33 protein-coding genes and 1 tRNA gene are annotated in these 25056 nt (G+C 48.9%); 29 read left to right on the top strand and 5 right to left on the bottom strand.

The annotated features are described in order from the left end of the window. Positions 1-209 precede the first annotated feature (209 nt). The 21 genes from H9644_RS04850 (at position 210) to H9644_RS04750 (ending at position 17697) form a co-directional block, all read left to right on the top strand. Positions 210-776: a hypothetical protein gene (locus tag H9644_RS04850; protein ID WP_001559318.1), complete on the top strand. Its 567-nt coding sequence runs from the start codon at positions 210-212 to the stop codon at positions 774-776. Further along, entirely contained in the window at positions 751-2631 is a 1881-nt protein-coding gene (locus H9644_RS04845) for a phage terminase large subunit family protein (protein ID WP_225567267.1), read from the top strand. The genes H9644_RS04850 and H9644_RS04845 overlap by 26 nt, the downstream gene beginning before the upstream one ends. Next, on the top strand, positions 2628-2861 hold the full coding sequence (gpW, locus tag H9644_RS04840; protein ID WP_191773530.1) for a gpW family head-tail joining protein: 234 nt from the start codon (positions 2628-2630) through the stop codon (positions 2859-2861). The genes H9644_RS04845 and gpW overlap by 4 nt, the downstream gene beginning before the upstream one ends. Continuing rightward, on the top strand, positions 2858-4429 hold the full coding sequence (locus H9644_RS04835; protein ID WP_191773528.1) for a phage portal protein: 1572 nt from the start codon (positions 2858-2860) through the stop codon (positions 4427-4429). Before gpW ends, H9644_RS04835 begins: the two co-directional genes overlap by 4 nt. Continuing rightward, on the top strand, positions 4429-5736 hold the full coding sequence (locus H9644_RS04830; protein WP_191773526.1) for a S49 family peptidase: 1308 nt from the start codon (positions 4429-4431) through the stop codon (positions 5734-5736). The genes H9644_RS04835 and H9644_RS04830 overlap by 1 nt, the downstream gene beginning before the upstream one ends. Further along, a complete protein-coding gene (locus tag H9644_RS04825) occupies positions 5733-6065 on the top strand; it encodes a head decoration protein (protein WP_225221264.1) in 333 nt (110 codons plus the stop codon). Before H9644_RS04830 ends, H9644_RS04825 begins: the two co-directional genes overlap by 4 nt. Before the next feature lie 58 nt (positions 6066-6123). Next, positions 6124-7158 carry a major capsid protein gene (locus tag H9644_RS04820; protein ID WP_191773524.1) on the top strand — a complete coding sequence of 345 codons (1035 nt, stop codon included), beginning with the start codon at positions 6124-6126 and terminating at the stop codon, positions 7156-7158. A gap of 35 nt (positions 7159-7193) precedes the next feature. After that, positions 7194-7613: a DNA-packaging protein FI gene (gpFI, locus tag H9644_RS04815; protein ID WP_191773522.1), complete on the top strand. Its 420-nt coding sequence runs from the start codon at positions 7194-7196 to the stop codon at positions 7611-7613. Beyond that, positions 7610-7990, top strand: coding sequence for a head-tail joining protein (locus tag H9644_RS04810; protein WP_191773520.1), 381 nt, complete (start codon positions 7610-7612; stop codon positions 7988-7990). Before gpFI ends, H9644_RS04810 begins: the two co-directional genes overlap by 4 nt. A 9-nt stretch (positions 7991-7999) precedes the next feature. Continuing rightward, positions 8000-8680 (top strand): hypothetical protein, encoded by a 681-nt coding sequence (locus H9644_RS04805; RefSeq protein WP_191773518.1) that lies wholly within the window; start codon positions 8000-8002, stop codon positions 8678-8680. Continuing rightward, positions 8677-9213: a hypothetical protein gene (locus H9644_RS04800; RefSeq protein ID WP_191773516.1), complete on the top strand. Its 537-nt coding sequence runs from the start codon at positions 8677-8679 to the stop codon at positions 9211-9213. Before H9644_RS04805 ends, H9644_RS04800 begins: the two co-directional genes overlap by 4 nt. Beyond that, a complete protein-coding gene (locus tag H9644_RS04795; RefSeq protein WP_191773514.1) occupies positions 9194-10099 on the top strand; it encodes a phage baseplate assembly protein V in 906 nt (301 codons plus the stop codon). Before H9644_RS04800 ends, H9644_RS04795 begins: the two co-directional genes overlap by 20 nt. Before the next feature lie 2 nt (positions 10100-10101). Beyond that, positions 10102-10443 carry a GPW/gp25 family protein gene (locus H9644_RS04790; RefSeq protein ID WP_024230605.1) on the top strand — a complete coding sequence of 114 codons (342 nt, stop codon included), beginning with the start codon at positions 10102-10104 and terminating at the stop codon, positions 10441-10443. Continuing rightward, positions 10440-11360 (top strand): baseplate assembly protein, encoded by a 921-nt coding sequence (locus H9644_RS04785; protein WP_191773511.1) that lies wholly within the window; start codon positions 10440-10442, stop codon positions 11358-11360. The genes H9644_RS04790 and H9644_RS04785 overlap by 4 nt, the downstream gene beginning before the upstream one ends. A gap of 2 nt (positions 11361-11362) precedes the next feature. Next, positions 11363-11989 (top strand): phage tail protein I, encoded by a 627-nt coding sequence (locus tag H9644_RS04780; protein WP_191773509.1) that lies wholly within the window; start codon positions 11363-11365, stop codon positions 11987-11989. Continuing rightward, positions 11982-13187 carry a phage tail protein gene (locus tag H9644_RS04775; RefSeq protein WP_191773507.1) on the top strand — a complete coding sequence of 402 codons (1206 nt, stop codon included), beginning with the start codon at positions 11982-11984 and terminating at the stop codon, positions 13185-13187. The genes H9644_RS04780 and H9644_RS04775 overlap by 8 nt, the downstream gene beginning before the upstream one ends. A gap of 12 nt (positions 13188-13199) precedes the next feature. Then, positions 13200-14699, top strand: coding sequence for a phage tail sheath C-terminal domain-containing protein (locus H9644_RS04770; protein ID WP_191773505.1), 1500 nt, complete (start codon positions 13200-13202; stop codon positions 14697-14699). A gap of 17 nt (positions 14700-14716) precedes the next feature. Continuing rightward, the gene (locus tag H9644_RS04765; protein WP_191773503.1) at positions 14717-15229 is read left to right on the top strand and encodes a phage major tail tube protein; all 513 of its coding nucleotides are present in this window, start codon (positions 14717-14719) and stop codon (positions 15227-15229) included. 12 nt (positions 15230-15241) lie between these two features. Beyond that, on the top strand, positions 15242-15523 hold the full coding sequence (locus H9644_RS04760; RefSeq protein WP_033814644.1) for a phage tail assembly protein: 282 nt from the start codon (positions 15242-15244) through the stop codon (positions 15521-15523). Positions 15524-15631: 108 nt separating this feature from the next. Next, positions 15632-17272, top strand: a complete 1641-nt coding sequence (locus tag H9644_RS04755; protein WP_191773492.1) for a hypothetical protein — start codon at positions 15632-15634, stop codon at positions 17270-17272. Positions 17273-17274: 2 nt separating this feature from the next. Next, the gene (locus H9644_RS04750) at positions 17275-17697 is read left to right on the top strand and encodes a phage tail protein (RefSeq protein WP_225221262.1); all 423 of its coding nucleotides are present in this window, start codon (positions 17275-17277) and stop codon (positions 17695-17697) included. Here the strand turns inward: H9644_RS04750 and H9644_RS21900 are convergent. Then, on the bottom strand, positions 17676-17840 hold the full coding sequence (locus H9644_RS21900; protein ID WP_225221298.1) for a superinfection immunity protein: 165 nt from the start codon (positions 17838-17840) through the stop codon (positions 17676-17678). The two genes, H9644_RS04750 and H9644_RS21900, sit on opposite strands and share 22 nt — an antisense overlap. A gap of 94 nt (positions 17841-17934) precedes the next feature. Here H9644_RS21900 and H9644_RS04740 point away from each other — a divergent pair, with 94 nt between their 5' ends. The 5 genes from H9644_RS04740 (at position 17935) to yecA (ending at position 20918) form a co-directional block, all read left to right on the top strand. Further along, complete coding sequence (locus H9644_RS04740; protein WP_191773488.1) at positions 17935-18147, top strand: tail protein X; 213 nt, start codon at positions 17935-17937, stop codon at positions 18145-18147. Positions 18148-18150: 3 nt separating this feature from the next. After that, complete coding sequence (locus H9644_RS04735; RefSeq protein WP_191773486.1) at positions 18151-19194, top strand: late control protein; 1044 nt, start codon at positions 18151-18153, stop codon at positions 19192-19194. Between the two features lie 166 nt (positions 19195-19360). Next, entirely contained in the window at positions 19361-19780 is a 420-nt protein-coding gene (locus H9644_RS04730) for a hypothetical protein (protein WP_088170490.1), read from the top strand. 172 nt (positions 19781-19952) lie between these two features. Then, a tRNA-OTHER gene (locus H9644_RS04725) sits at positions 19953-20057 on the top strand. A 195-nt stretch (positions 20058-20252) separates the two neighbouring features. Further along, positions 20253-20918, top strand: coding sequence for a UPF0149 family protein YecA (gene yecA / locus H9644_RS04720; RefSeq protein WP_064529314.1), 666 nt, complete (start codon positions 20253-20255; stop codon positions 20916-20918). Positions 20919-20978: 60 nt separating this feature from the next. On the opposite strand, the gene tyrP is transcribed toward yecA, so the two are convergent. After that, the gene (gene tyrP / locus H9644_RS04715; RefSeq protein ID WP_064529313.1) at positions 20979-22190 is read right to left on the bottom strand and encodes a tyrosine transporter TyrP; all 1212 of its coding nucleotides are present in this window, start codon (positions 22188-22190) and stop codon (positions 20979-20981) included. Positions 22191-22379: 189 nt separating this feature from the next. Between tyrP and H9644_RS04710 the strand changes: the two genes are divergently transcribed. Further along, complete coding sequence (locus H9644_RS04710) at positions 22380-22619, top strand: YecH family metal-binding protein (protein ID WP_064529312.1); 240 nt, start codon at positions 22380-22382, stop codon at positions 22617-22619. A 37-nt stretch (positions 22620-22656) separates the two neighbouring features. Here the strand turns inward: H9644_RS04710 and ftnA are convergent, their stop codons facing one another. Next, positions 22657-23154 (bottom strand): non-heme ferritin, encoded by a 498-nt coding sequence (gene ftnA, locus H9644_RS04705; protein WP_000917207.1) that lies wholly within the window; start codon positions 23152-23154, stop codon positions 22657-22659. A gap of 178 nt (positions 23155-23332) precedes the next feature. Beyond that, the gene (yecR, locus tag H9644_RS04700; protein WP_105289034.1) at positions 23333-23656 is read right to left on the bottom strand and encodes a YecR family lipoprotein; all 324 of its coding nucleotides are present in this window, start codon (positions 23654-23656) and stop codon (positions 23333-23335) included. 253 nt (positions 23657-23909) lie between these two features. On the opposite strand from yecR, the gene azuC reads away from it, so the two are divergent. Beyond that, positions 23910-23996 (top strand): stress response protein AzuC, encoded by an 87-nt coding sequence (gene azuC / locus H9644_RS04695; protein ID WP_010723106.1) that lies wholly within the window; start codon positions 23910-23912, stop codon positions 23994-23996. Positions 23997-24101: 105 nt separating this feature from the next. Beyond that, positions 24102-24353 (top strand): DUF2766 family protein YecJ, encoded by a 252-nt coding sequence (gene yecJ, locus H9644_RS04690; protein ID WP_064529310.1) that lies wholly within the window; start codon positions 24102-24104, stop codon positions 24351-24353. Positions 24354-24434: 81 nt separating this feature from the next. On the opposite strand, the gene H9644_RS04685 is transcribed toward yecJ, so the two are convergent. Further along, entirely contained in the window at positions 24435-24938 is a 504-nt protein-coding gene (locus H9644_RS04685; RefSeq protein ID WP_064529309.1) for a non-heme ferritin-like protein, read from the bottom strand. Positions 24939-25056 lie beyond the last annotated feature (118 nt).

The raw sequence follows: 25056 nt of genomic DNA, 5'->3' as shown, positions 1-25056 counted from the left end.
TGTATGCAAACAAGTACGCCGCGAGGCTACAGTCGAGTTTGATGAACCTGATGCGAGCCCACGATTCCTGTCCTGAAAGGGAGATAGCCCCCCCTGGTCGCGGGTCCTTTCCGAAATCCAAAACACCGAGGGTCGGTAGACGCGCAAAAACTCACTCATTTTTAGTATTTTTTCATTTTGGGTATTTCCGGTTCCGGTGAGGATTTTTAATGGCAAGTCAGGCTGAGGTCGCAGCACATTTACTGCTATCTGATCGTCGTCTGCGCGATCTTGCAAAACTTCCGGGAGCTCCAGTCCCCCAAGGACGTGGCGATTGGGAACTTGACGCATGGCGCCATTTTTATATTCGTTATCTCCGGAGCAATAGACGCGACACAACTAGTAATGACGAACCGGAAGCGGGGGACAATTCTCCCGAAAAAAATCGCGAGCAGTGGTTGAAAAATGAGGAACGGCAGGAGCGAATCCTGATGGCTCGCGTGAAACGCCGCATTCTTGCTAAACGCTACGCGCCAATTGAATTAATCAGCGTAGCTGTATCTCGCGTCGCAGTTGAATTACGTACCCGTGTCGAATCGTGGCCACCACGGTTAAAAAAGGTGTGGCCTGAAATGCCGCAGGAGGCGAGCAGTGTATTACGAGAGGAGCTGGCAATAGCCCTAAATGAACTGGCAGACATACGAATCGACTTCAGCGATTACGATGTCAGCGATATCGAACGCGATCTCGACAGGGTTGAATCCCTTGCGCGTGACGATACCGATGACGGGGGTTGAGTGGGCTGATAAACATTTTTATCTTCCCGAAGGCTCAAGCCATATTGCTGGCCACTGGACGACTCAGCCGGTCCAGGTAGTGATGTTAAATATGATGACTAACGACGCGATAAAAATCGTGTCTGTTCGCAAATCAGCTCGTCTCGGTTATACAAAAATACTCGTCGCGGCGCTGCTCTATTTCGCTGAGCACAAAAAACGTAGTGCCGTGGTCTATCAGCCTATCGATGACGAGTCGGATGGATTCGTTGCCGATGAGGTTGATCCAGCGATCGCCGAAATGCCGATTATTCAGAAAATTTTCCCCGACTGGGATAAAAGCAACGAGCGTAACAATCTCCAGCGTAAAGAAATGAACGGCGCGATTATCGATTTTCGCGGCGCGAGTACGCCAGGAAATTTCCGGCGACTAACGAAACAGGTTGTCGAGGGTGACGAAGTTGACGGCTGGCCGCTGGAAGTTGCCAAAAAAGGCAAAGGCGAGGGCTCGCCCATCGAACTGGCGCTCGTTCGAATTAAAGGGGCAGCGTATCCGAAGGCGATTTTCGGTTCGACACCGACAGTCACCGGCAAAAGTCATATCGAAATGCTTGAAGACGCTGCCGATCTGACGTTTCGTTTTTACCTGAAATGCCCTCACTGTGGTGAAGAGCAGGTCCTGACATTTGGTTTTCACGGTATCGAATACGGCCTCAAATGGGATGACAGCCTGCAAACAAATGAGGCGAAATCGTCGTCCGCGTATTATCAGTGCTGCTACTGCCAGGAGCATTTTTACTATCGCGATCTCGAAAAAATGGCGCTCGCGGGGCGCTGGATAGCTGAGGACTGCACCTGGACCCAGGACGGAATCCATTTTTTTGATCACGACGGTGGCGTCGTTCGCGCGCCGAAACACGCGGCGATCGTGATAAACGCCCTGTATTCACTAAACCTCGACGGCTGGGGCGAGATTGTCAGCGAGTGGCTGAAAGCGAAGGGCGATCCGCTCAAAGAAAAGACGTTTCATAACACGACGCTCGGCGAACTCTGGAGTGACGTAGCCAGCGAGCAGCTGGAGCACGATATTCTCGTTAATCGACGGGAAAAATACGCCAGCCAGGTTCCTGACGATGTTGTTTATATAACCGGCGGCATCGACTCTCAGACGTCCGGGCGCTACGAGTGTTACGTGTGGGGCTGGGGAGCTGAGGAAGAGTGCTGGCTGATTGATAAAACAATCGTCCTCGGTCGCTACGACGAGGAGGACACGCTGCAGCGCGTCGACGGAGTGATTCGCAAACAATACCGGCGCAGCGACGGGACCACAATCGGCGTCAGCCGCTGGGCGTGGGATACCGGCGGTATAGACGCGCAGGTCGTTTATAACCGCTCGCTGAAACTCGGTCCGCTGTGGGTCATTCCAATCAAGGGCGCGAGCTCATACGGCCAGCCGGTCGTAAATATGCCGCGCACCCGTAACGCGAATAAAGTGTATTTGTCGTTGATTGGGACAGATACCGCGAAAGACCTGCTCGCGATGCGTCTGCCGCTGGAACCCGACCCCAAATCGGCGACACCAGGCGCGATTCATTTTCCCAACGACGACGAAATATTCGGCACGACAGAGGCAAAACAGCTCGTCTCCGAAGTTCTGATCCCAAAACTTATTAACGGTCGTGTCGTTTACCGCTGGGACAACCAGGGGCGGCGAAATGAGGCGCTCGACTGCTGGGTATACGGGCTGGCAGCGCTGCGTATCAGTAAAATTCGTTTCCAGCTCAATCTCGAGACGCTCGCTTTTCAACGGAAAAACTCACAAAACAAACAACTGTCTCTCGAGGAGATGGGCAGAATGCTCGGAGGGGGCTCATGACGTCGTGCGAGGTTTTAACAGAACGACTGCTGGAAGCAGAAATCGCGCTGCATAAATTATTAACAGGTAAAGCGACCGTGTCGCTGTCTCACGGCGATTCAGCAGGAAATAACCGGAGCTATCAGTACTCCCAGGCGAGTATTGAGCAGCTCCGAACGTACATCATCGAGCTTAAATCACAGCTTGGTCTGAGTACGGGACGCCGCCGTCCCGTGGGAGTTCGATTATGACTGCTCTGCAGCTGCTCGGACCTGACGGTAAAACGCCACTACGCCGTTACGCGGGGTATAACGGCGGCGGTCCCGGTTTCGGTGGCCAGCTGATTGACTGGAACGCACCGCAGCAGAGCGCCGACGCAGCACTGCTGCCGAATTTTTATCGCGGTAACGCGCGAGCAGATGATCTCGTTCGTAATAACGGCGTCGCGTCGAACGCCGTGCAGCTGCACCAGGATCATATCGTCGGCAATCTTTTTAAGTTGAGTTATCGCCCTAACTGGCGTTACCTCGGGATATCTCGCGAGGACGCCAGGGCGCTGGCGCGTGACGTCGAGGTTGCGTGGACTGAATACGCCGAGGACCCTCACTGCACGATTGATATCGAGCGGAAGCGGACGTTCACAATGATGATTCGCGAGGGCGTGGCTACTCACGCGTTTAATGGTGAAACCTGCGTACAACCAGTCTGGGAGAGTAGTGCCGGCAGCGTTTTTCGGACGCGATTCAAAATGATCTCACCAAAACGGATTCGAAACCCTGGTTACTCAGTTGACACTCAATTTTGCCGCGCCGGTGTTGATATCGATAAAAACGGGGCCGCGGTTGGGTACTGGATAGCCGAGGATACCTACCCCCTCGGCGGCGTCGGTAAATGCAGGCGCATCCCAGCACAGCTCAGTAGCGGAAGACACGCATTCATTCACATATTCGAGCCGCTAGAGGATGGGCAAACCCGAGGTGACAACATTTTCTACAGCGTCATGGAACGCCTGAAAATGCTCGACACATTGCAGCAAACACAACTGCAGAGCGCCATCGTGAAAGCGATGTACGCCGCGACAATCGAATCAGAGCTCGACAGCCAGCAGGCGTTTGAATATATCGCCGGCGCGGGTACTGATACCGACTCGAACCCGCTGAATTCGTTTATTCAGAGTTACGTGACGTACTACAACGGCGCAAATATCAAGTTAGGCGGCGTAAAAGTTCCTCACCTTCACCCCGGCGACAAACTTAGTCTGCAGACTGCACAGAACGCTGACGCTGGTTTCAGTTCGCTGGAAAAATCACTCCTGCGTTACGTTGCCGCTGGCGTCGGTGCGTCATATGAGGAACTGAGCCGGGACTACAGCCAGGTCAGTTACTCCAGCGCCCGGGCCAGCGCAAACGTGAGCTGGCGGTTTTTTATGGGGCGTCGACGTTTTATCGCTGCGCGGCAGGCGTCGCTGATGTTCTGCTGCTGGTTTGAAGAGGCGCTGGCGCGAGGAATTATCACTCTGCCTCGCTCAGCGGTCCGGTCGTTTTATGAGGCGCGGAACTCCTGGACGAACGCGCTCTGGATCGGTGCAGGCCGCATGGCCATCGACGGACTGAAAGAGGTACAGGAGAGCGCCATGCGCATCACGACTGGCCTTAGCACGTATCAGAACGAACTGGCACTGCAGGGGCAGGACTACGAGGAGGTCATGGAACAACAGGAATACGAAATTCAGCGTCGGCGCGAAATGGGACTGAGCGAGCCGTCCTGGTCTGTATCTCACACTTCAAATACCGACGATAACGGCTGGGGAGGTAACTGATGCCGTGGAACAATTTTCCGCATCTCGCCGCCAGGGCGTTCAATCAACCTCTTTTGCTGGAGCCCGCCTACGCGCGGGTATTTTTTTCGGCACTGAGCGACCGGTTCGGTACCGGGCGACTGATTGATACAGCGTCCGGAGAGGTAATGAGCAACGACGAAATGAACGCGCTCGCGATGAGCTGGGACAGCAGTGAGCGACCGCGCCAGAAAACGTACCGCGTGGAGCGTGGTATAGCCGTATTGCCCGTTACGGGGACGCTGGTTCATAAATTGGGATATATAAATCCGGTCAGCGGGATGAGCGGTTACGACGGAATCGCAAAACGCCTGCAGCAGGCGATTTCTGATCCCGATGTTAAGGGGATCCTGCTGGATATTGACTCTCCGGGCGGTGAGGTTGCCGGCGCGTTTGATACCGCTGATCTCATCGTCCGGGCGCGAGAGCAAAAACCAGTCTGGGCGCTGGCCAGCGATACGGCCTGCAGCGCTGCCTATTTGCTGGCGTCAGCGTGTTCGCGCCGGCTGATAACGCAGACAGGCACAGTTGGTTCAATCGGTGTCCTGATGGCTCACCGCTGCGTCGAAAAAGCGCTGGAGATTGCTGGCGTCGACGTGACGCTGATTTACGCCGGCGCGCACAAGGTCGACGGGAACCCGTATTCCCAGCTGCCCGACGACGTTCGCGACGAATTCCAGCTGAGTATTAACAGCACACGCGAGCAGTTCGCGCAAAAAGTCGCGGATTATACCGGGCTGAAAAAATCCAGGGTACTGGCCACAGAGGCCGCAACCTTTATCGGTACGGACGCGATTAAATCGGGTCTTGCTGATCAACTCGTGAATTACGCTGACGCTATCGCAGTGATGGCCGAGGCACTGAAACCAAAAATGGAGCGATTTATGTCTGGTACAGAAACCACGGCGGAAACCACGACCACAGAACAAACCGCGACCACGACTACGGTCGCGCCGGTTGAGTTCAACACGGAGCAGATTCGCGCGGACGCGGCGTCGAACGAACTGGCGCGTGTGATGGCTATTATCAACTGTCCCGAGGCCGTCGGGCGCGAGGAGCAGGCAAAAGCGCTCGCCGGAGTACCAGGGATGACGCTCGAGCAGGCGCGTGTGGTCCTCGCGGCAGCACCGCAAACTGCGCAGGCGCGGACAGAAACGGCGCTCGATACACTCATGAGCACTGAATCACCGGCGACTATTCAGGATGCAGGCAGCACAACGGCAACAGGAACAACCGCAAACGTCTCAATGCTGGTAGCAGCAGGGCGTTCAATTTTAGGGGATGAATGATGACCACAGAAACGTATAGCCCGGACGATTTTATCCTCGGGCCCGATCTCGTTGTTACAGCCGTTGGCCATTTTGCGGCCAGCATTGATGTTCCGCGGTTAACGCCAATTATGGTCGACTCATCAATCGGCACATTTAAAGTGTGGGACGGCTCTGTTGGTAAGGCTGTAGGTTTGACAGCAACCCCCGTCAAAACTGGTGCGAGTACAGCCGATTTGTCGTATTACAAAGCCGGTTCGTTTCGTTATACAGCGATTAACTGGGGAACTGTAACTGATAGTAGCAAGCGGAAATCAGCGTTCGCCGGTACACCAATCAGCGTCGGCTGATAGCCCAAAAACTCAAAATAAGCCGCCTCCGGGCGGTTTTTTTATACAGGATATATAAATGAGCGATTCGTTTACTACGTCAGAACTGATTACCGCAACGCAGCAGGTATTTAAGTTCAATCCGTTGTTTTTAAGATTGTTTTTCCGTGAGACTTACACGTTTACGAGCGAAGAAGTTTTTCTGGATAAAATCCCGGGTAAGGTCAATATGGCGGTGTATTGTGCACCAATGATCACCGGTAGAGTCGATCGCACCCGCGGCTACTCAACTAACCATTTCAAACCGGGTTACACGAAGCCGAAACACACGATCAATCCGAATATGAGCATCAAGCGCGCCGCCGGTGAGCAGATTGGCCAGCCGGAAACGCCGGTCGAACGTCGTGCAAAAATCATCATGCAGAACCTGCTTGATGAGGAGCTCAGTATCAGTCAGCTCGAAGAATTCCAGGCAGTACAGTCCGTTCTGTACGGTAAATACACAGTCTCCGGCAGCAATATCGAAACCTATGAAATCGACATGAGCCGCAGCGCGACGAATAACGTCACTCAGTCTGGTTCGACAGCATGGTCAACACAGGACGCGGAAACGTATGACCCGAGCGACGATATCGAATCCTATGCTGACCTTGCCTCTGGTGCGGTTAACGTCATCATCATGGACGGTAAAGCCTGGAAGCAGTTGAAGCGCTTTAAAAAATTCTGGACGGCACTGGATACGCGCCGTGGATCAAATAGCCAGCTCGAAGTCGCGCTGAAAAACCTGGGCGACGTTGTCAGCTTTAAGGGGTATTACGGAGACACAGCACTATTTGTCTACAAGGGGCAGTACATCGACCCGGTAACAGGCACTGAAACGCGTTATATGCCTGATAACACGATGATTTTGGGCAACACAAAAAATCGCGGGCTCCGCACATATGGCGCAATTCAGGACGAAGACGCGCTGAGAGAGGGGATCTGCGAGGCCACTCGCTATCCAAAAGTGTGGACCACTACCGGCGATCCGGCAGTGACGCAAACAATGACCCAATCCGCGCCAGCAATGGTCCTCACGGACGCCGACGCGTTCGTCGTCGTAAAAATCGCGTAAGAGCCGAAAGGCTCTTTTTTTGTTAAGGAATTGGCATGAGCACAAAAACACAATTGCTGGCGCGTATTGACGATCTGAGCGCCCAGCTCGGTCGCGAATTACCGCGCAGCGGGAATATTGCGGAACTGGAATCAATCGTCTCCGGCGCTGAGTCAGAGCTCGATATTCTGAACGAGCAATCTGGTGACGCGGGAGGCATCGAGATCACGGTGAATACTGCGCCCGGGACTGATAGCGATCTCGCTCAATCAATCGCGAGCGCTATCGTCTCACAGTCACAAGAACCGGAGCTCGCACCGGCTACGCGCCGCGTTAAGCTGCGTAACACGCTGGACGTTTATCACTACGTGAATGGGCGTCGCGTTCGCGAGATTGTTGTCGCTGGCCGTGAAATTGTTGTTGATTCACAGGAGGTCGCAGACCTTATCGCAGCTGATCACGTTTACGCGCTATGAGCTACTACGACGACCTCCGGGCCGGCGACGAGGAGATGATTCGGGAGTGGGGGCGGCCAGTTCAGCTGCGTGGTAAAGCCGATCCCATTATCGCTATTTTCAACGAGCCTTATACGCGTGTTGACATTCCTCACGCAGGTTTTATTACCGGTACAGTAACGAGCCTGACGGCGCTCTCGGACGATGTCGCTGGCGTTGTTGCGCGTGACGTCGTCCAGGTCCCAAAGCAGCGCAGCATCGGACCTGACGGCTCTGTTATCTGGTCTGACTGGACCGATTACGTGGTTAAGGAGCCTCAGCCAGACGGCGTCGGGCTCACGAATATTTTTTTAGAGCCTCACACGTCCAGCGAAAACAGCGAGTATTCAAAATACTAAGAGGGAGCCGTGGCCGATTTACGTAGTAACGCGCAGATGTTTGATATCAATGTTTCGGCTCTGGAGCAGCTCAGAGTCGAAATCAGTGCTACGCAACATCAAATGTTAATGGCATACAACCGGGCGCTGAACCGAACTGCAAAGCATATGCATCGTATCTCTGTGGGAATGATTATCGAATCGCTGGCGGTTAAAGGGCGTAAAGCGGCGGAGAGACGCATAAAGCCGTTCGTCAAACGTCGAACCCCATCAAAAGAAAGCATAGGCGATCTGAGCAGTGTGAAGTTGTGGTACGGGTTGAATGATTTTCGGGTTCATAACCTGAAAGGGAGAATGCAGAATCCGCGAAAACAGAAACAGCCTCGCGATCCAGAAACTGGCCTGTTTTTGAAAACAAAAAAAGGCGCTCGAGGAGCAACTTTTATACCAAAAAGCACAGGGCTGGCGATGATGAGCTGGCCCGATTCATTCGTCGCTAAGCGTTACGGAGAGAAAAGCATCTGGCTACGTCGTGACAGAGGAGGTATCGAAGAGGCTCGCGTACCGGTGCATGAAGCGCTGGAGGATGTTATCGACGATTATATTTTTGAAAACATTGGCCCCGTATTCATGGGATTTTTTGAACAGGACTTGCGTGGTCGCGTGAAAGGCAACGTTCACGTAGATCCAAAAACAGGTAAACGATCATGAGCGGACTGGATGCATTTGACGAATATCTGGATTGCGTTAAAGGCGCTGTTTTACAAATACCGTTCATCAAAACGTTCGGTATTTATCCGGAAATTCCGGCTGGATTTGAAACGCCAGCTCTGTTCCTGGAAATCAGCAACTGGTCACAGAGTGACGAAGCGGTTGCAGGCTCAATTCAGTCAGTCGAGCTGTCGTGTAATTTGTATTTGCTGCGTGAGTTTGCGGCTGATCAGTACGGACTGAAATCGCAGAATGCAGCGCTCTATATGACGAGCTGGATTAATGGGCGAATGTTCGGTCCCGGAACTAAACCGGCAAAATTCAGCGACGCGGAACCGTGTGACTGGATTAAAAACGGGCAGTCAGTCGGTTCGCATTCAGTTCAGTGCGTGTCGTTCACGCAGGTTGTAGGCGTTGGTCCCGATATTTTCGATTATCCCTCACGGGGAACCCTGAAAAATATATACGTCGGAATAGCGCCGGATATCGGAGCAGAACACGAGAGCGACTACTATGGCCCAATCGGACGATGATGAGTATGCGGCAGCGGAGAACGCTCGCCGGCTGCGTGACGCAGTTAAACGCGGCACTATAGCTGCAGTTAAAATGAATCCTCCTCGCTGCCGCGTCTCATTTGGCGGCGAGCACCAGTCAGGCTGGCTGCAGTGGTTTACTCACGCCACCTCAGAACGCGTCGACTGGAGCGCACCATCAGTGGGCGATCCCGTTACTGTTGTTTCTGAGGGTGGGGACACGCGGAACGGCGTAGTTATGCTCGGGCTGCACATTGACAACAAAGCTCCGCCCAGTGATGACCCCCATGATCATGTCACTGCATACTGTGACGGGGCTACGATGACGTATAACACAAAAAACCACACTCTGACATGGCAGGGCGTACCGGACGGCGTGGTAAAAATACTCGGTGAGTCTGAAATAGAAATATTCGGACGTGCAGACGTTACTATTAATAGCGAAAATGTAGTTAATATCCATGGTGGGAAATTAATTAACGCGGACGCTAATATTATTAATGTCACAGCGACAGATACAATTAACGCACATGCTGATTTAGTGAACGTTATAGCAACGAGTTCTGTTAGTGTTACTGCTGCGAACAGAATATCGCTGACAGCTCAAACAATCAGTGCGTGGGCTCCGGGTGGGATAACACTAGCTGGTCCAACGCATATCACCGAGACATTAATTGTAGATAAATTAGCGACATTCCGTAACGATATTTCTGTCACAGGTGATAATGGTGGAACAGGTAATATCACAACCCGCGGTAGTGTGTTAGCAGGGCAAGAGGTGCAGGACCGACAAGGCACAGTAACTGAGATTCGCACAACGTACAACGGACACACTCATACATGTCCGGACGGGGAAACACAACAACCGAACCAACCAATGGCGTAAATATGCTTGGAATGGACCGTAACACCGGTAAGCCTTTATCGGGGACTGATCACATTTGCCAGTCTATCGTCGATATTTTAACGACCCCACTGGGGACCCGTGTAATGTTGCCGGAATATGGCAGTAAATTATTTGACCTCGTTGATAACCCCACTGATCCGTCACTTGCTATGAGAATAATAATGGAAAGTGCAGGAGCAATAGCACGCTGGGAACCACGCGTCAGAATTGACAGAATAAATGTGTTAGCAGTGGATATCGGGAAAATAACAATATTAATTATTGCAACAGATATCGAAACACAACAGCGATTAGAGTTTAATAATATGGAGCTGATATTTTGATAACATCAACAGTTCAGAACTCGATAGTAAAAACTATTGATATGAGCCTGCTGCCACCACCGACGTTCGTTAAAACCCCGTTATTTTCAGATATTAAATCCAGTCTACTGTCAGAATTGCAGATATTATATCCACAATTTAACGCACTCCTGGAGTCAGACCCGGCAGTTAAACTGCTGGAAATAGTTGCATACAGAGAAATTATCATTACAGCCCGGGTAAATCAGGGGATGCTCGCGGTATTACTCGCGTTTGCAAAAGGCAGCGACCTCGATCAGATTGGCGCTAATTTTGACTGTCTGCGACTGCTGATAACGCCAGCTAACCCTGATGCAATTCCCCCGACTGATGCTGTTTACGAGAGTGACGACGAGTATCGTCATCGCATACAACTATCATGGTACGCGCGGAATACTGCCGGCAGTACAAACGCGTATAACTATTTCGCGCTATCGAGTGATCCTGACGTTCTGTCAGCGCAGGCATACGGCCCGCCGGTGACTCAGCCAGGGTACGTCGATATGTATGTTTTGTCCCGGACAGGCGACGGTGTACCCCCGCAATCACTACTGAATACAGTGAATGCAGCTCTGTCGCCTGACGATACTCGACCGCTGACTGATTTTGTGACCGTAAAACCCGCGTCGAACCTGAATTACCGGGTTGAGGCCGTTATCGTAGCTGGGCTTGGCCCCGACCAGAACGTTTTACTCAACGGTGCGCAGAGCGATTTGGCGATATACGTGGCTACGCAGCATAAAATCGGAGCAACAGCAGCTCTGTCAGGAATTTACGACGCGATACACCGTGACGGCACTGAGCGTGTGATTCTGATATCGCCAACCGAGGACGTGATCGCTGGCGTCGGACAGGCTCCGTACTGCACAGAAATCAAACTCAGCGTGCAAATGGGGTAGCCATGACAAGTCAAAGTGTACTGCCTCCGAGCGCAATAACCCCTGAGAGAGCGCTGGAAGCTGTTTTATCTCACGTCGGCGATCTGCCGGGCGATATTCGAATTATTAAAAATCCCGATTTGTGTCCTGCAAATCTGTTGCCGTGGCTAGCGTGGGAATATGCGGTAACGTACTGGAATCCAGACTGGAGCGAGCAGCAAAAACGCGAAATTATCAAAGCGGCGGCATGGCAAAACAAACACCGTGGAACGCGTGGAGCTGTCGAACGGGCGTTATTAACTGTTGGGTTTGAGAGCAAAATGAGAGAGTGGTTTGAAGCCACGCCCAGGGATGAACCGTATACATTCGCAATTAAAATATACTTGCTAAAAAGCATGGGGTTAGATGTTGAATTACTGAACACATTTATAGCGCAAATATTTGATGCAAAAAACTGTCGTTCCTTATTAAAAGAAATAAATTTCGAAACAGATGTGGAAGGGGAATTCTATATCGCCGGAACTCCTTATGCGAAAATAGGCGTAAATATACCGGCAGATGGTGATGGTGGCGTGAAATTAAATGGCGGATTATATATATCAGGCTCACCAATCGTGAATCTGTTAGTGGAGATTGGACCTAATGGCTAAATTAAAATCAAATCTGAAAGCGAGCGCGAGCCAGGTTTATGCGGTGCTGACAGACCGGGGGGCGCAACTTGAAGCCGCTGCGCTGGCATCGGGTGTACCCGTGGTGCTGAATAAATTCGTTATTGGTGACGCAAACGGAAACGACGACGTGACGCCAGACCCGGCCCGAACAGCATTAATTCACGAGACGTATCGCGGAGATATTAAATCGTCAGAAAATAGCGGCAATCAGGTTATTTTTACACTGTACGTACCACCGGAAACCGGCGGTTATACTATCCGCGAAGTGGGGATATTAACAGATAAAGGCGAATTATATTCAGTTGCGCGTTCGCCGGATATTTTAAAACCTACGGATAGCAACGGCGCACTGATTTCAATCACGTATAAATACACTCTCGCAGTGTCCAGCACATCTACAGTTAATGTTGTTATTGATAACAGTAGCGGTATGAGCCAGGCTGATTCTGATAAACGATATTTGCAGATAAGTAAAAATTTATCTGAAATTAAAGATAAAGGAGTGGTAGCTCAAAAAGACGCACGTGAAAACATTGGTATCAATCTCGACGATTATTATAATAAGGAGGAAATAGACGACAAAATAACTGATATTAATAATAATGTAAACAATCTGCACCCCGTTTTATCAGTCAATAATGTTGCCCCAGATTCATCGGGTAATGTGAATGTGGATTCCGGTTTTGCTAAATTAAATGGAGACGGCGCGTTTAATCTCGTCGCTTTGTTTTCGCAGCAATCTGAACCTGATACGACAATTTCACGAATTCCAGGTTATCGATTAGCTGGCGTGCTATTTAACGCTAACCCAGGCCTGGAAGTGTTGGGTGCGGGGTATTTGTCTGGAATATGGATGCTTCCATTCAGCCCGTTAATAACGACAGATTCAGGGCATGGTTTGACCGGGTCTGTTTCTGGCGCAGTAATAGCCCAGCGAATTCCAGTTGGTAATGTTAATAAATTTACCAATATAAGAAACCCTCATTACCCAAGAGCGCGTGGAGCAGTGGGTGTTTATGTGGAATATCACATAAATATTGAGTGCGATATAGACGGTGTTGGAACTGGAATTATATTTACAGCGAGTAAGGATGATATTGAGGAATACGGTCGCCAATTATATCAAAACGCAAAAAACGGCATGTACGGCACAGTAACAAACGGTTATCAAGGTTGATAGAGGTAATAAATGAGCACTAATTTTTTACATGGCCCGCGCACGCTCGAATACGACGACGGCACAAAAGAAATTTCTACTGTTGACGTTTCAGTAATCGGCATTGTCGGCACAGCACCCGACGCCAGCAACGCCGCCACGGCGTTTCTATTATGGGGATCAGAACTCGCAGATAATCTTGTTGAGTTTTCAACGGTAATGCCAGGAGCCGACGGAAACAACTGGATTGTTGAAATCGTCAATGTCGGTATTAACGGGAATGTAGCCACTCCAGGATATAGCACACTGCCTGACGGCTCGAGAAAATTGACAATGCTTACAGACGGCGCGATGACTCCGTCAAAAATGTACGATCAGAACCAGCAGTATAAAGAAGGGCTACAAATCGGGGAATATATTAATGTTACATTCGGTGGCGATCATGCAGGAACGGGTACTGTATTCGCGCTTCCGCCAACGAATTTATCAGGTGGTAAAGATAACTCTTTCCAATATAATATTCCGACGGTAATCGCAGGAAGTAAGAAAAAAGCTGAGTTGCTAGGTGGGCATGGTACCCTTCCTCCAGCCGTATCTGAAATACTAAATCAGGAGGATGCAATTATTGTTGTTGTCCGCGTTGAAGAAGACAGTGATGAAACAAAAATGAGGCAGAACGTCGTTAACGGGATTAACGCATTGTTGACGTCTGTACAAATAAATCAAGTGACTCCAAGAATTTTAATTGCTCCAGATTATAGTGCTAACGATTATATCGCTGAACAACTTGAAGTGGTGACAAATAAATTACGAGGTGTTGGGTATATCGATTCACCGCGAGGCGCTACGCCTGCTGACGTTGTGAATCGTCGTCAGAGATATGGCGCCAGGATGGAAATTTTACGCCCTCGCGTTTATTCTACGAGTGATGTCAGTGGGTTATCTCGTCCGTATTCAGCTATCGCTGCTGGTTTGCGAGCCAGAATTGATAATAAAAAAGGATTCTGGTGGAGTAAATCGAACCAGAATATCTACGGAGTTACAGGGCTTGAACAAGTCGACGATTTTATTATTGGTGAGACAAACTGCACAGCGAACCTGCTGAACGCTAGTCAGGTCAGCACCATCATTCGCTATGACGGATTCCGACATTGGGGTAACTATCTGTGCAGCATGGATCCACAATGGTCGTTTGAATGCGTTCGTCGGACAGCTGACGTAATTGAAGATTCTATAGCCCGGGCAATGATGACAGATTTTATTGATCGCCCGATAGACCTGCATCTCGGGACAGATGTCGTAGAGTCGATAAACGCATATCTGCATAAATTAGAGGAGCAGGGCGCGATTAACGGAGGACGGGCGTGGTTAGACGGTGAGCTGAATACAAAAGAAAGCCTGGCTGCGGGTAACCTTTATATTAATGTTGACTTTGGACCGAAATCCCCGGCACAAACAATTACGCTAATGTACCGCATTAATAATGATTACACAGTTGAAGCTCTGGCTCCCCTTTTTAAAGAAACACTCTGATAATCCGGAGAATTGATATGTCAGATAGTAACGCTTACCGCGCTTTTGCTCTATACGTACAGGGTGAACGGGTTTTAAATTGTACTGAGTATACTCCTGTCGATATGAAAATAATCGAAGACGAATTTAAAACAGGCGCGATGGATACAGCCATCACCCTGGATGGTGGTATGGAGAAAATGTCAGCCAGTTTTAAAGTTTCAGGTTCTGATTCTGGTGTTATGAGCTATTTCGGGTTAATACCGGGAGTCAGGACACGGTTTGAAATTCGTAGTGCGTACACAGACTCCTATGGAATAAATTTTGAGCGCATTGATACCTACGAGGGACTTATTACGGCAATCACTGATGACGCTCAGGGGACTGATTCAAAATCGTCAGTGGGGCAATCAGTAACGATTGCGCCGAGCTATTATAAAAGAGTTCAAAATGGACGAATTATTTACGAAATTCATCCTGCAAAAATGAAGCGCGTTATTAACGGTGTTGATGTTCTTGCAGGCGTCGCTCGAATCCTTCATGTATATTAAAAGGTAAGTAAAATGGAATCCTTATTAGACAGTATGACTATTACGCTCTCTCGCCCGTTTATTATTAAGGGCGAGAGTTGCGATACAATTACTATTCGCGAACCAAAATTACGCGACCGCATTATGTTCAGTAACGATAAAAGTGGTCTTGAAGAGCGGACAGCGACAATGCTGGCGCGCCTCGCAAATCTGGAGCGAGAGGATTTATATGCACTGCCTGCGTGCGATTACGATCAAATGGAGGCCGCGTTTAACGAACTGGTAAAGCCCCCGAAAGACCGACATCAGATATAGTTATTCTGATTCCGTTTATTGCGAAAAAACTTGCCATCCCGCCCGACACGCAAATGGACCTGCCGTATCGGGTTTTTAATTTCTATGTAAACGAGGTCATGAAAACCGATGGCTATTTCTCAAAACTTTAAAACTCAGGTTGTATTCGGGGGGCGAATAGACCCGTCGTTTCGGCGCGGTACAACAGAACTCAACGATGCAATTCGGCAGACGTCGTCTACTGTCGGGAAATTAACGAAAAGCCAGGATAAATTAAAAGACAAAATCGCAGCAATGAAACTGGCTGGTAAAGACGTTTCTGATTTATCTGCTCAGTATCAAAAGCTGGACCGTCGGATAAAAGCAACAACACAGGACCAGGAAGCTCTGAATACTCAGCTCGCTAAAAAACAGCGGCTGGAGAACTGGACGGGGCGCGCAAAAGGGGCTGCAAAATGGGGAGGGCGAGCGGCTGCAAGAACGATAAAGGCAACAGGAAAAGGCATCAAATGGGGGACGCTTGGCGCGGCTGGGCTCATTGGCGGTGCAGCTGCTGGTGCGCTGGCAATGAATGCAGAGACGTCAGAAAAACTCGGTCTGGCGAAGTCCTACGGCGTTGGCGTCGAAAAATACGCCGCGTGGGACAATATTGGTAAAGCAGCCGGGCTTAACGGCGAAAATATCGGAGATTTGTCTGAAGAACTTACAAATAAAATCGGCGAAATCGGAAACGAAAAAAACCTGAACCCCATGTTGTTTCAAATTGGTCTGACGAAAAAACGAATGGCTGGCTGGGACCGGGAAAAACAGTTTAATGAAGTTATGCGTCGCATCTCTGAAATGAAAGATGAGAAGCAAGCGGCGAGTCTTGCTGACCAGCTAATGGGGGGCGAGGCTAATAAAATAATGACATATATGCGGGCGACAGGTAAAAGTTGGGAACAGACAATGTCAGACGCTCAAAAATCGAATCTGCTAACGAAAGAAGGAGCCGAGGGCGCAGCGCGCGCGCATGTATCTGTGACAAATCTGTGGGGATCTATTACGTCGGGACTTGCAGATACGCTTGGTAAAATCGGGGGGGAACTCGCACCGACGTTTGACTCACTTCGCGAAACATTTACAGCATGGTTTAAGGACAATCAGGGCGGATTTGTCAGCACAATTACTGAGTGGGTAAAGCCCGAAAGCATGAAAAAAATGTGGGAGGGGATAGTCAGTTTTGGCGAAGCTTGCGTTAAATTCGGAAAAATAATTTGGGCAGTAGCAAAAAAACTTGAGTGGTTAATTCCGGATGAGAAAACAGACGAGGAGCAGCGCGTATATAACGAAGAATACAATAAAGCATATCAGGAATTTATGGACGGAGGCGGTAAATATTCACCGAACCCTGGAATAGCAGCAGATAATGTCGCTAAAGCTAAAGCTGACGAAGCCGTAGATAATCTGCGACATCCTGAACGTCTTGCGCGTGCAAAATCACAGGCTGAATCAATGCTCGCGTTTACTAACCCGTTTGCCGGATTAATAAATAAAAGCTCAACGCCTGAATCACAAAACTCAGCAACGTTGAATATTGATGCGTTGAGACAGGCAGTCGCAACTCCCGCACCAGAGCAAAACAATAAAATTGAAATCAATATTGTCGGAGCAACAGATCCGCAATCAACACAGCAGGCGGCGGCATCGGGTGTGCTCGAAGGATTAAGAAAGGTAGCTAATTCGTATAACCGGGGGGCTATGTTTGATAAGCCAGCGGCGGCGGGGTGACAATGAGTGATGCAATAAACGGCGCTGAGGATATCATGCTCGGCCTGGGTGATTTTATTTTTGCTATATCAACAGTAGCGTACAACAAGTTACAACGTAGTGATGCGTGGCGCTGGGCTCAGCAAACACGATTCGGGAAAAACGACGCATTGCAGATGACCGGACGACCAAACCCCACAATCACAATTGACGGAAAAATAAACGCGTTGTTTCTTGATGGGTGTGGCATCGGCTTGTTGACAGATTTGCGAGCACTGGGGAACACGGGAGAACCCCAGCAGTTAGTGCTGGGGACCGGGGAAGTGAAGGGGTACTGGGTTATCAAAGAGTTAACAGAAACGCAAAACAGTTTTCTGAAAGGCGGAACTCCTAAAACACAAGATTTTTCACTCACGATCGAATATTACGGCGCTTCGCTGGATTGAATTTCTTTCGGTTTTTTATCGCCAAATGCAGCCCACAACAGCAAAATGATCCACATCAGGAATATCCATCCAAATAATATATTCAGAATAACGACCATTGTGCAGCTTTTATGCCCCCTTATTAGAGCAATTACTAACGGCATTACGTATAAAATGATGGATATTAATGGGTTCGCCATTAACCATATATACAGAGCGATAATCCACGCAAATAATTCCATTTGAGGCCTCATAATCATGATTACATATACGACGCGGGACGGTGATCGTCTCGATCAGATCTGTCTTGCAGTCTACGGAAGGACAGTAAAAACGACAGAAACTGTTTTATATCAGGTTTCAAATTATGGCGTAACAGATATGTGCGCAGTGTTTCGCGCGGGTGAAGTGATCGTTTTACCCGACATTGAGCCGGAACCGGTTAAAAAAGAAACTCAATTATGGGACTGATGAATGACTAATTACGTAGATACTGGTGTTGAGGCGTGGAAGCCCAATTTTTATATTTCTGCTGATAATAAAAACATTACAGATAAAATAAGAAAAGGTTTGATCAATATCACGCTCACAGATTATGGCGGTTCGAGTAAACAGACAGACGAACTACGCGTAGCAATAGTTTCTGAAACTCTGAAAATTCCGGCCCGTGGCGTGAAGATCAGTGTCGGACTCGGTTTCGGTAATCAGATAATTGATAAGGGTATATACATCGTCGACGGTGCGAGCAGTGGCGGTGAACCTCGGGTAGTTGATTTCACAGCAAAAGCGGCTCCGATGAACGCGTCAAAAGGCTCTCCGACAGTTCAGAGCAAAAAGACGCGCTCCTGGAGCGACGTCACTGTCAGCGATATCGTTGCGACAATAGCGAGCGATAACGGGCTAAAACCACGCGTATCAAAGCGATTTGCAGACAACATTATCACGCAGCTCGATCAAGTCGGCGAGTCAGATATGCACTTGATGTCGAGGCTCGCAACGAGATTCGACGCGGTGAGTAAACCCGCGGGAGGGTACTGGATATTCCTCCCCCGGGGGCAGGGCGAATCAGTTAGCGGTGCTCCGCTTCAGCACTACACGCTCACGCGTCGTGATAACTCAAGCTGGGGTTATTCGAGAAACGGGCAAAATGGTGATAGTGGTGGCGGTGGCGAAAATCCGGAGCCGACGTATCTGATCAAATACCACGATACGGCAACAGGGCAGATCAAAGAATTGCGTACAGGCAGTGGGGGCGATCCTGTAATTGAATGGCCGGCAGTTGAGCCGTCGCTCGACGCAGCGAAAGAAGCTGCACCAGGGCTCAAGGGCGGTGCAGCTAAAAAAGAGTTCTCTATGACGTACACGACGCCAGCGACGCTAGATTTAGTGTCGCTGACTGCAGAATGCAAAGTCACAACTCAAGGATTCGGGACCGAGGAGGACCGGGACTGGACTATCAACACGCTGAGCCTGACGCTTGCTGAAAACGGCTTTTCGGTTCGGCTGTCTCTGGAGTAAATTGGCTCGGCGAGCCGGTGGCGGGTATTAATTTAGTATTAACGACTGTCGACTGCAAACGGCACCTGCGATATTTTTAGGCGTAAGCCGGAGAACGAAGAGTCTCTGGTGCTGAACGTTGTTATCGTTAGATGCTGACATTTTTTAATATTGGGAGTTTTCAAACATGGTCGTTAAAAATGCTCTTGCCTGTGGGATTATGCTTGCTCTTGTCGGTTGTGCTACAAAACCTGTCTCAAATGAACAAGCCACACCTGTTCCTGAAAAACAAATAATCAGTACCGCGTTACTCGAAAAACGAGACGGTACGGGAGAGGTGATCATCAAGCGTGACTCGGGGTTCTTTGGAAGCGCGTGCTTTTCCCGTGTTTATGTTGATGGTAAAGAGGTGGCAGATTTAGGTACAGCTCAGAAAGTCGTTGTATACCCAACGATTGGTGATCATGTCTTCAGCGCGTGGCCTAAAGGGGTATGTGGCGGTGGTATGAGTGAGCAGGCGGGCAAGGTGACAACAGATCGTACTTTGATGTATCGCATAGGGTATGGATCAAACGGTGAATATGGAATTCACCCAACCGCGTTTTAATTTGTGTTGGGGTATGTGAGTTTTTCTCATACCCCTTTACCTCGCTTTGCTCCTGACAGTTTGGTCACATAAAGGCGCAGAACATCACCATTTTTTGCCAAAAACCTTCAGAAGATGATGAGTAAGACGTGTCATAACTATATGATTATTTGATATTCACACACACCATTATGTCCGGATAATTTACCATAATTATTTGAAATAATTGCACAAAACGAACAATTTAAAATCCCTCGGCGTTCGCGCTGTGCGGGTTCAAGTCCCGCTCCGGGTACCATGGGAAAGATAAGAATAAAATCAAAGCAATAAGCAGTGTCGTGAAACCACCTTCGGGTGGTTTTTTTGTATGTGCAACTTGTCGTTACACCCTCTCTGATTTTTAATCTCTGGGTAATCCACTCGAAAAGTATCTCTATGCCAGACCGACATGTAAGATAGGCGCTGGCGAGTCGAGATCCACAAGGAAAAGCGTATGAAAACTGGACCGTTAAACGAAAGTGAGTTGGAATGGCTGGATGATATCTTGACCAAATACAACACAGAGCACGCCATCCTTGATGTGGCAGAGCTGGACGGTTTGTTGACGGCGGTGTTGAGTTCTCCGCAAGAAATTGAACCCGAACAGTGGCTGGTTGCTGTGTGGGGTGGGGCGGATTATGTGCCGCGCTGGGCGTCAGAGAAAGAGATGACGCGCTTTATGAACCTGGCGTTTCAGCATATGGCCGATACGGCAGAGCGCCTCAACGAGTTCCCGGAACAGTTTGAACCGTTGTTTGGTCTGCGAGAAGTTGACGGTAGCGAGCTGACAATTGTCGAAGAGTGGTGCTTTGGCTATATGCGTGGCGTTGCGCTTTCTGACTGGTCAGCATTGCCTGACTCATTAAAACCGGCGCTTGAAGCGATTGCGCTGCACGGTACTGAGGAAAACTTCGAGCGGGTAGAGAAGATGTCGCCAGAAGCGTTTGAAGAAAGCGTGGATGCCATTCGACTGGCGGCGCTTGATTTGCATGCTTACTGGATGACGCATCTTCAGGAAAAAGCGGTTCAGCAACCGATTAAAGCTGAAGAAAAACCAGGTCGTAACGATCCTTGCCCATGTGGTAGTGGCAAGAAATATAAGCAGTGCTGCCTGCATTAAGAGGTCACATTGGGGGCCAGAGTTAATTCTGGCCCCCAATAAGGATATGTGGGGCTATTTTCACCCCACTTCTGGCAACACCCCTGCCGCAATCAAAAATTGCACGCAAATCACGCTAATGCCACAGATAAATACCAACACCAGAGCTGGACGTCCACCTTTCACCCGATAACTTGCTTGTGGATTATGCTTCCTGCTCTGCCAGGTCAGCAATGAAGGAATTATCAACGCCAGTACTGCCAGCGCCACGCCAGCATACCCGAGCGCCATTACAAAACCACGTGGATAAAACAGCGCAAACGCCAGTGGTGGCAGAAAGGTAATTGCGCCGGTTTGCAGTCTTCCACTAACGGTATTGGAACGCTGAAACAAATCTGCCAGATAATCAAATAAGCCTAACGCTACGCCAAGGAAAGATGTGGCGAGGGCTAAATCAGCGAATAAATGCACAGCCAACTCGACATGCGGCGAGGCCACCACTTCGCGTAATGCCTGTAGCAATCCATTTAATCCAGCATGATTCGCCAGCAGTCCCATAAAGGTTGTTGAATTAATGCTGCCCAGCGTCGCCAGTTGCCAGAAAATATATGCCACCAGAGGGATCGCGCTACCGGTAATAAACACCCAGCGCAATTTACGAATGTTGCCATCCATATAGCTGACGATGCTCGGCACGCTACCGTGAAAACCAAACGAGGTAAAAATCACCGGAATTGCTGATAATGCCAGCCCCTGTTGCAGCGGCAGCGTTAGCAGATTGATTTTATGAATATGTGGTAGCAGCAATACGAGCATCAGCACCAGGAAAATAATCTTGGCGCTGAACAGAAAACGGTTAAACAAATCGACCAGCGACGTCCCAACACAAACCACACCACCGGCAACAAAAGTAAACAACAACACACCAGCGGTTGTAGTCATTGAAATGCCTGTCCAGTCGCTGATGCTGGAGGCCAGCAACTCACCGGCACCGCTGATATATGCTGCGGTCAGGGCGTACATTAAAAACATCATACTGAAACCGGTCAGCCACTGACCGTAGCGACCCAGATAGCGTTTTGCCAGCGTGCCTAAACCAGTATCCGCAGGGACATGCTGATACACTTCCAGCAGTAACAGTGCGGTGTAACACATCAGGGCCCACAGGCCAATTAACAATGTCAGAGTGACGGTAAAACCGACGCCAGCCGCTGCCAGCGGCATTGCCAGCATACCTGCGCCAATTGTGGTTCCCGCCACGATAAAAACACTTCCCAGAGTTCTGTTTTTCACGCTTTCTTCTGTCCTGACGATCTTTATGAGTGATATCTGCGGCGCAGGTTAAGGCATTATCCATACTTCGTCAAATCGGCGTTACATCTGGTGTAAACAAAAACATACAATAAATGCATTCAGAACTGCGCTGGCGCAAAGCCTTAAGACGCTGGGATCGTTACGCTATGCCTTTTTTGAGGAGGAACGATGGAATCTATTCACGGTCATGAAGTGTTAAATATGATGATTGAATCAGGTGAGCAATATACGCACGCCAGTCTGGAAGCGGCGATCAAAGCACGTTTTGGTGACCAGACACGTTTTCATACTTGCTCGGCTGAAGGGATGACTGCGGGAGAGTTGGTGGCTTTTCTGGCGGCAAAAGGCAAATTTATTCCCTGCGAAGAAGGGTTCTCAACCGATAAAAGTAAGATTTGCCGTCACTGATATGAAACGGCGGCAGAAAATCTGCCGCCGGAGAAGATTAGTTTTGTGCGTCGAGGGTAGAGAGTTCTTTATCGATGAAATAAAGTCCTTCGCCGCTTTTCCCCGCCAGACTCAATTTATCAATAATAGATTTGAACAATTTCTCTTCTTCGTGTTGCTCAGACACATACCATTGCAGGAAATTGAACGTTGGGTAGTCCTGATTAGTCATGGCAGCGTGAGCCAGTTCGTTAATTTTTTGCGTAATTAATTGTTCGTGTTTATAGGTTTCCTGGAATAATTCATCAAGTGAAGAATATTCAGCAAACGGTGATTCAACGGTATTAATTCGCGGTAAATTTCCGGTATCGGTCAGGTAATCAAACAGACGCTGCATATGCGTCATCTCTTCCTGGGCGTGGCGACGCAGAAACGCGGCAGCACCTTCGAAGGTGTGATAGCTGCACCATGCGCTCATTTGCTGATAAAGCAGTGAAGAGTAGAGTTCCAGGTTCATCTGCTCATTAAGTTTTTCAATCATTTCTGGTTTCAGCATGATAGTGCTCCACAAAGGTTATATTTGTTGCTGTGGCGCCACTATAATTTGTTATTTTATTATTTGCAAAAGGTAAAATATTAAAGTTAATTATTAAAAATGCGAATGTGAATAAAACGCATTAACGCTATTTGAGATGGTAATTAACCAGCGAAGTATTCCTCGCTGATTAAAATCTTTATTGATAAGCCGAGGGGGTTAAGTATGGGCACTGATACGACAGCGTAAATTGCGTATTCAGACATAATGATCCTGCAAACAAACTACAGTTACTTACAGGTTGCCCAAACGCAAAGGCGCGGGTAAATCCAACCTGCTGACATGCGCGGTTCGCTATTCCCTGATCGAGATAGTTGTCAGTGCGGGCGTGTTGTAAAAAAGCCTGATTATAAACGAGGCGTACAATGCCACTCGTGGCGTCAACATCGCTGAGGTGAGCCTGACGAGTTACGGTACAGCCCGCTACTGTTAAAAGTGAAAAAACAATTATCAGATGTTTCATGTCACAGCCTGAAGAGGGAGAAGAAACAGGTATTGTACTTGTGGACACAGCCAGGTTATGGACAGAAAAGACGACGGATTAGCGCTATTCCTTGCTTTCTTCAGAACGCACACATCTTATGGTTATCATTTACGTAACATTAAAGGAGTATTTATGTGATTTGCATCACATAAAGATTGATTTTTGTGATGAGTGTCATATTATAAGCAGCAAGAACAATAACACCTGCATAACAAATAATCGGAGTGGCGCGATGAAACTGCGTAAAATCCTGAAAAGCATGTTTAATAATTATTGCAAGACGTTCAAAGACGTACCGCCTGGCAATATGTTCAGATAATAAAAAAACCTGCTCCGGCAGGTTTTTTTGTACCCTGATGTGACTATCGTTGAGGAAGGGAAGCCGCTACTATAACGGCTTTCAAAATGCTATCAGGAGTTTAGGATGTCCCAGCCGCTGAATGCCGATCAGGAACTGGTTTCTGATGTTGTTGCTTGCCAGTTGGTGATCAAACAAATTCTCGATGTGCTCGATGTGATCGCGCCTGTTGAGGTTCGTGAAAAAATGTCCAGCCAGCTGAAGAATATTGATTTCACTCACCATCCGGCTGCTGCTGACCCAGTCACTATGCGGGCTATTCAAAAAGCCATCGCGTTGATTGAGCTAAAGTTTACCCCACAAAACGAATCCCATTAAAAAACCGCTGCTTCAGTGATGTGAGGCAGCGGTTTTCACCATTTTTTTGTATTCGGCGCATCTTTTTATGCGCCGATTTTATTAATGTATCTGATGAGATACGACATTCAGAACATGCTGGTCGGTCTGGACAGGACACATACCGGCCAGTTTCGCACTGCGCACTTCGTCAAGAATGGTTTGCAGCAGGAGGCCATCGTGCTGCTGTTCTTTTTCCAGATCGCGCAGGAAATCGACAGTAGAATCATCATTCAATTCTTTAGCTTCATTTGCTAATTGCGCCAGCGTGCTTGAACGCTGCTCATATTCTTCCAACGTTTTTTGGAAGAGTTCTTCCAGAGAGCTCAGTTTTTCGCCAGGTACATCAACGGCTTTAACGATGGGTGTCGCCCCGACGCTTTTCATGAAGTTAAACATGCGCATCATTTGAGTCACGTTACTTTGTGCCTGGGAGCGAAGAAAAGTCGCGGTGCCATTCAGACTTTGTTCAGAACACCAGTTGCTCAGGTGAAGGTAGAGATTGGATGCATAAAACTCGCGGTTCATTTGGGTGTTGAGTTTGAGAAGCATTCCAGTGGTTGCCATACCTAATATCCTTATATCCAGAAGACGAGAGGTGCAAGATAAATCAAAACACCGTAATTACTGTTTGCAGAATAATTCCTTTCTGCGGGTCCGAAATGTGATCCTGGAGTCAATTCTG

Source organism: Escherichia whittamii (assembly GCF_014836715.1).
GTDB lineage: Bacteria > Pseudomonadota > Gammaproteobacteria > Enterobacterales > Enterobacteriaceae > Escherichia > Escherichia whittamii.
Note: the sequence above shows the minus strand (reverse complement) of the source record. Positions and strands in the feature narration are given on the sequence as shown.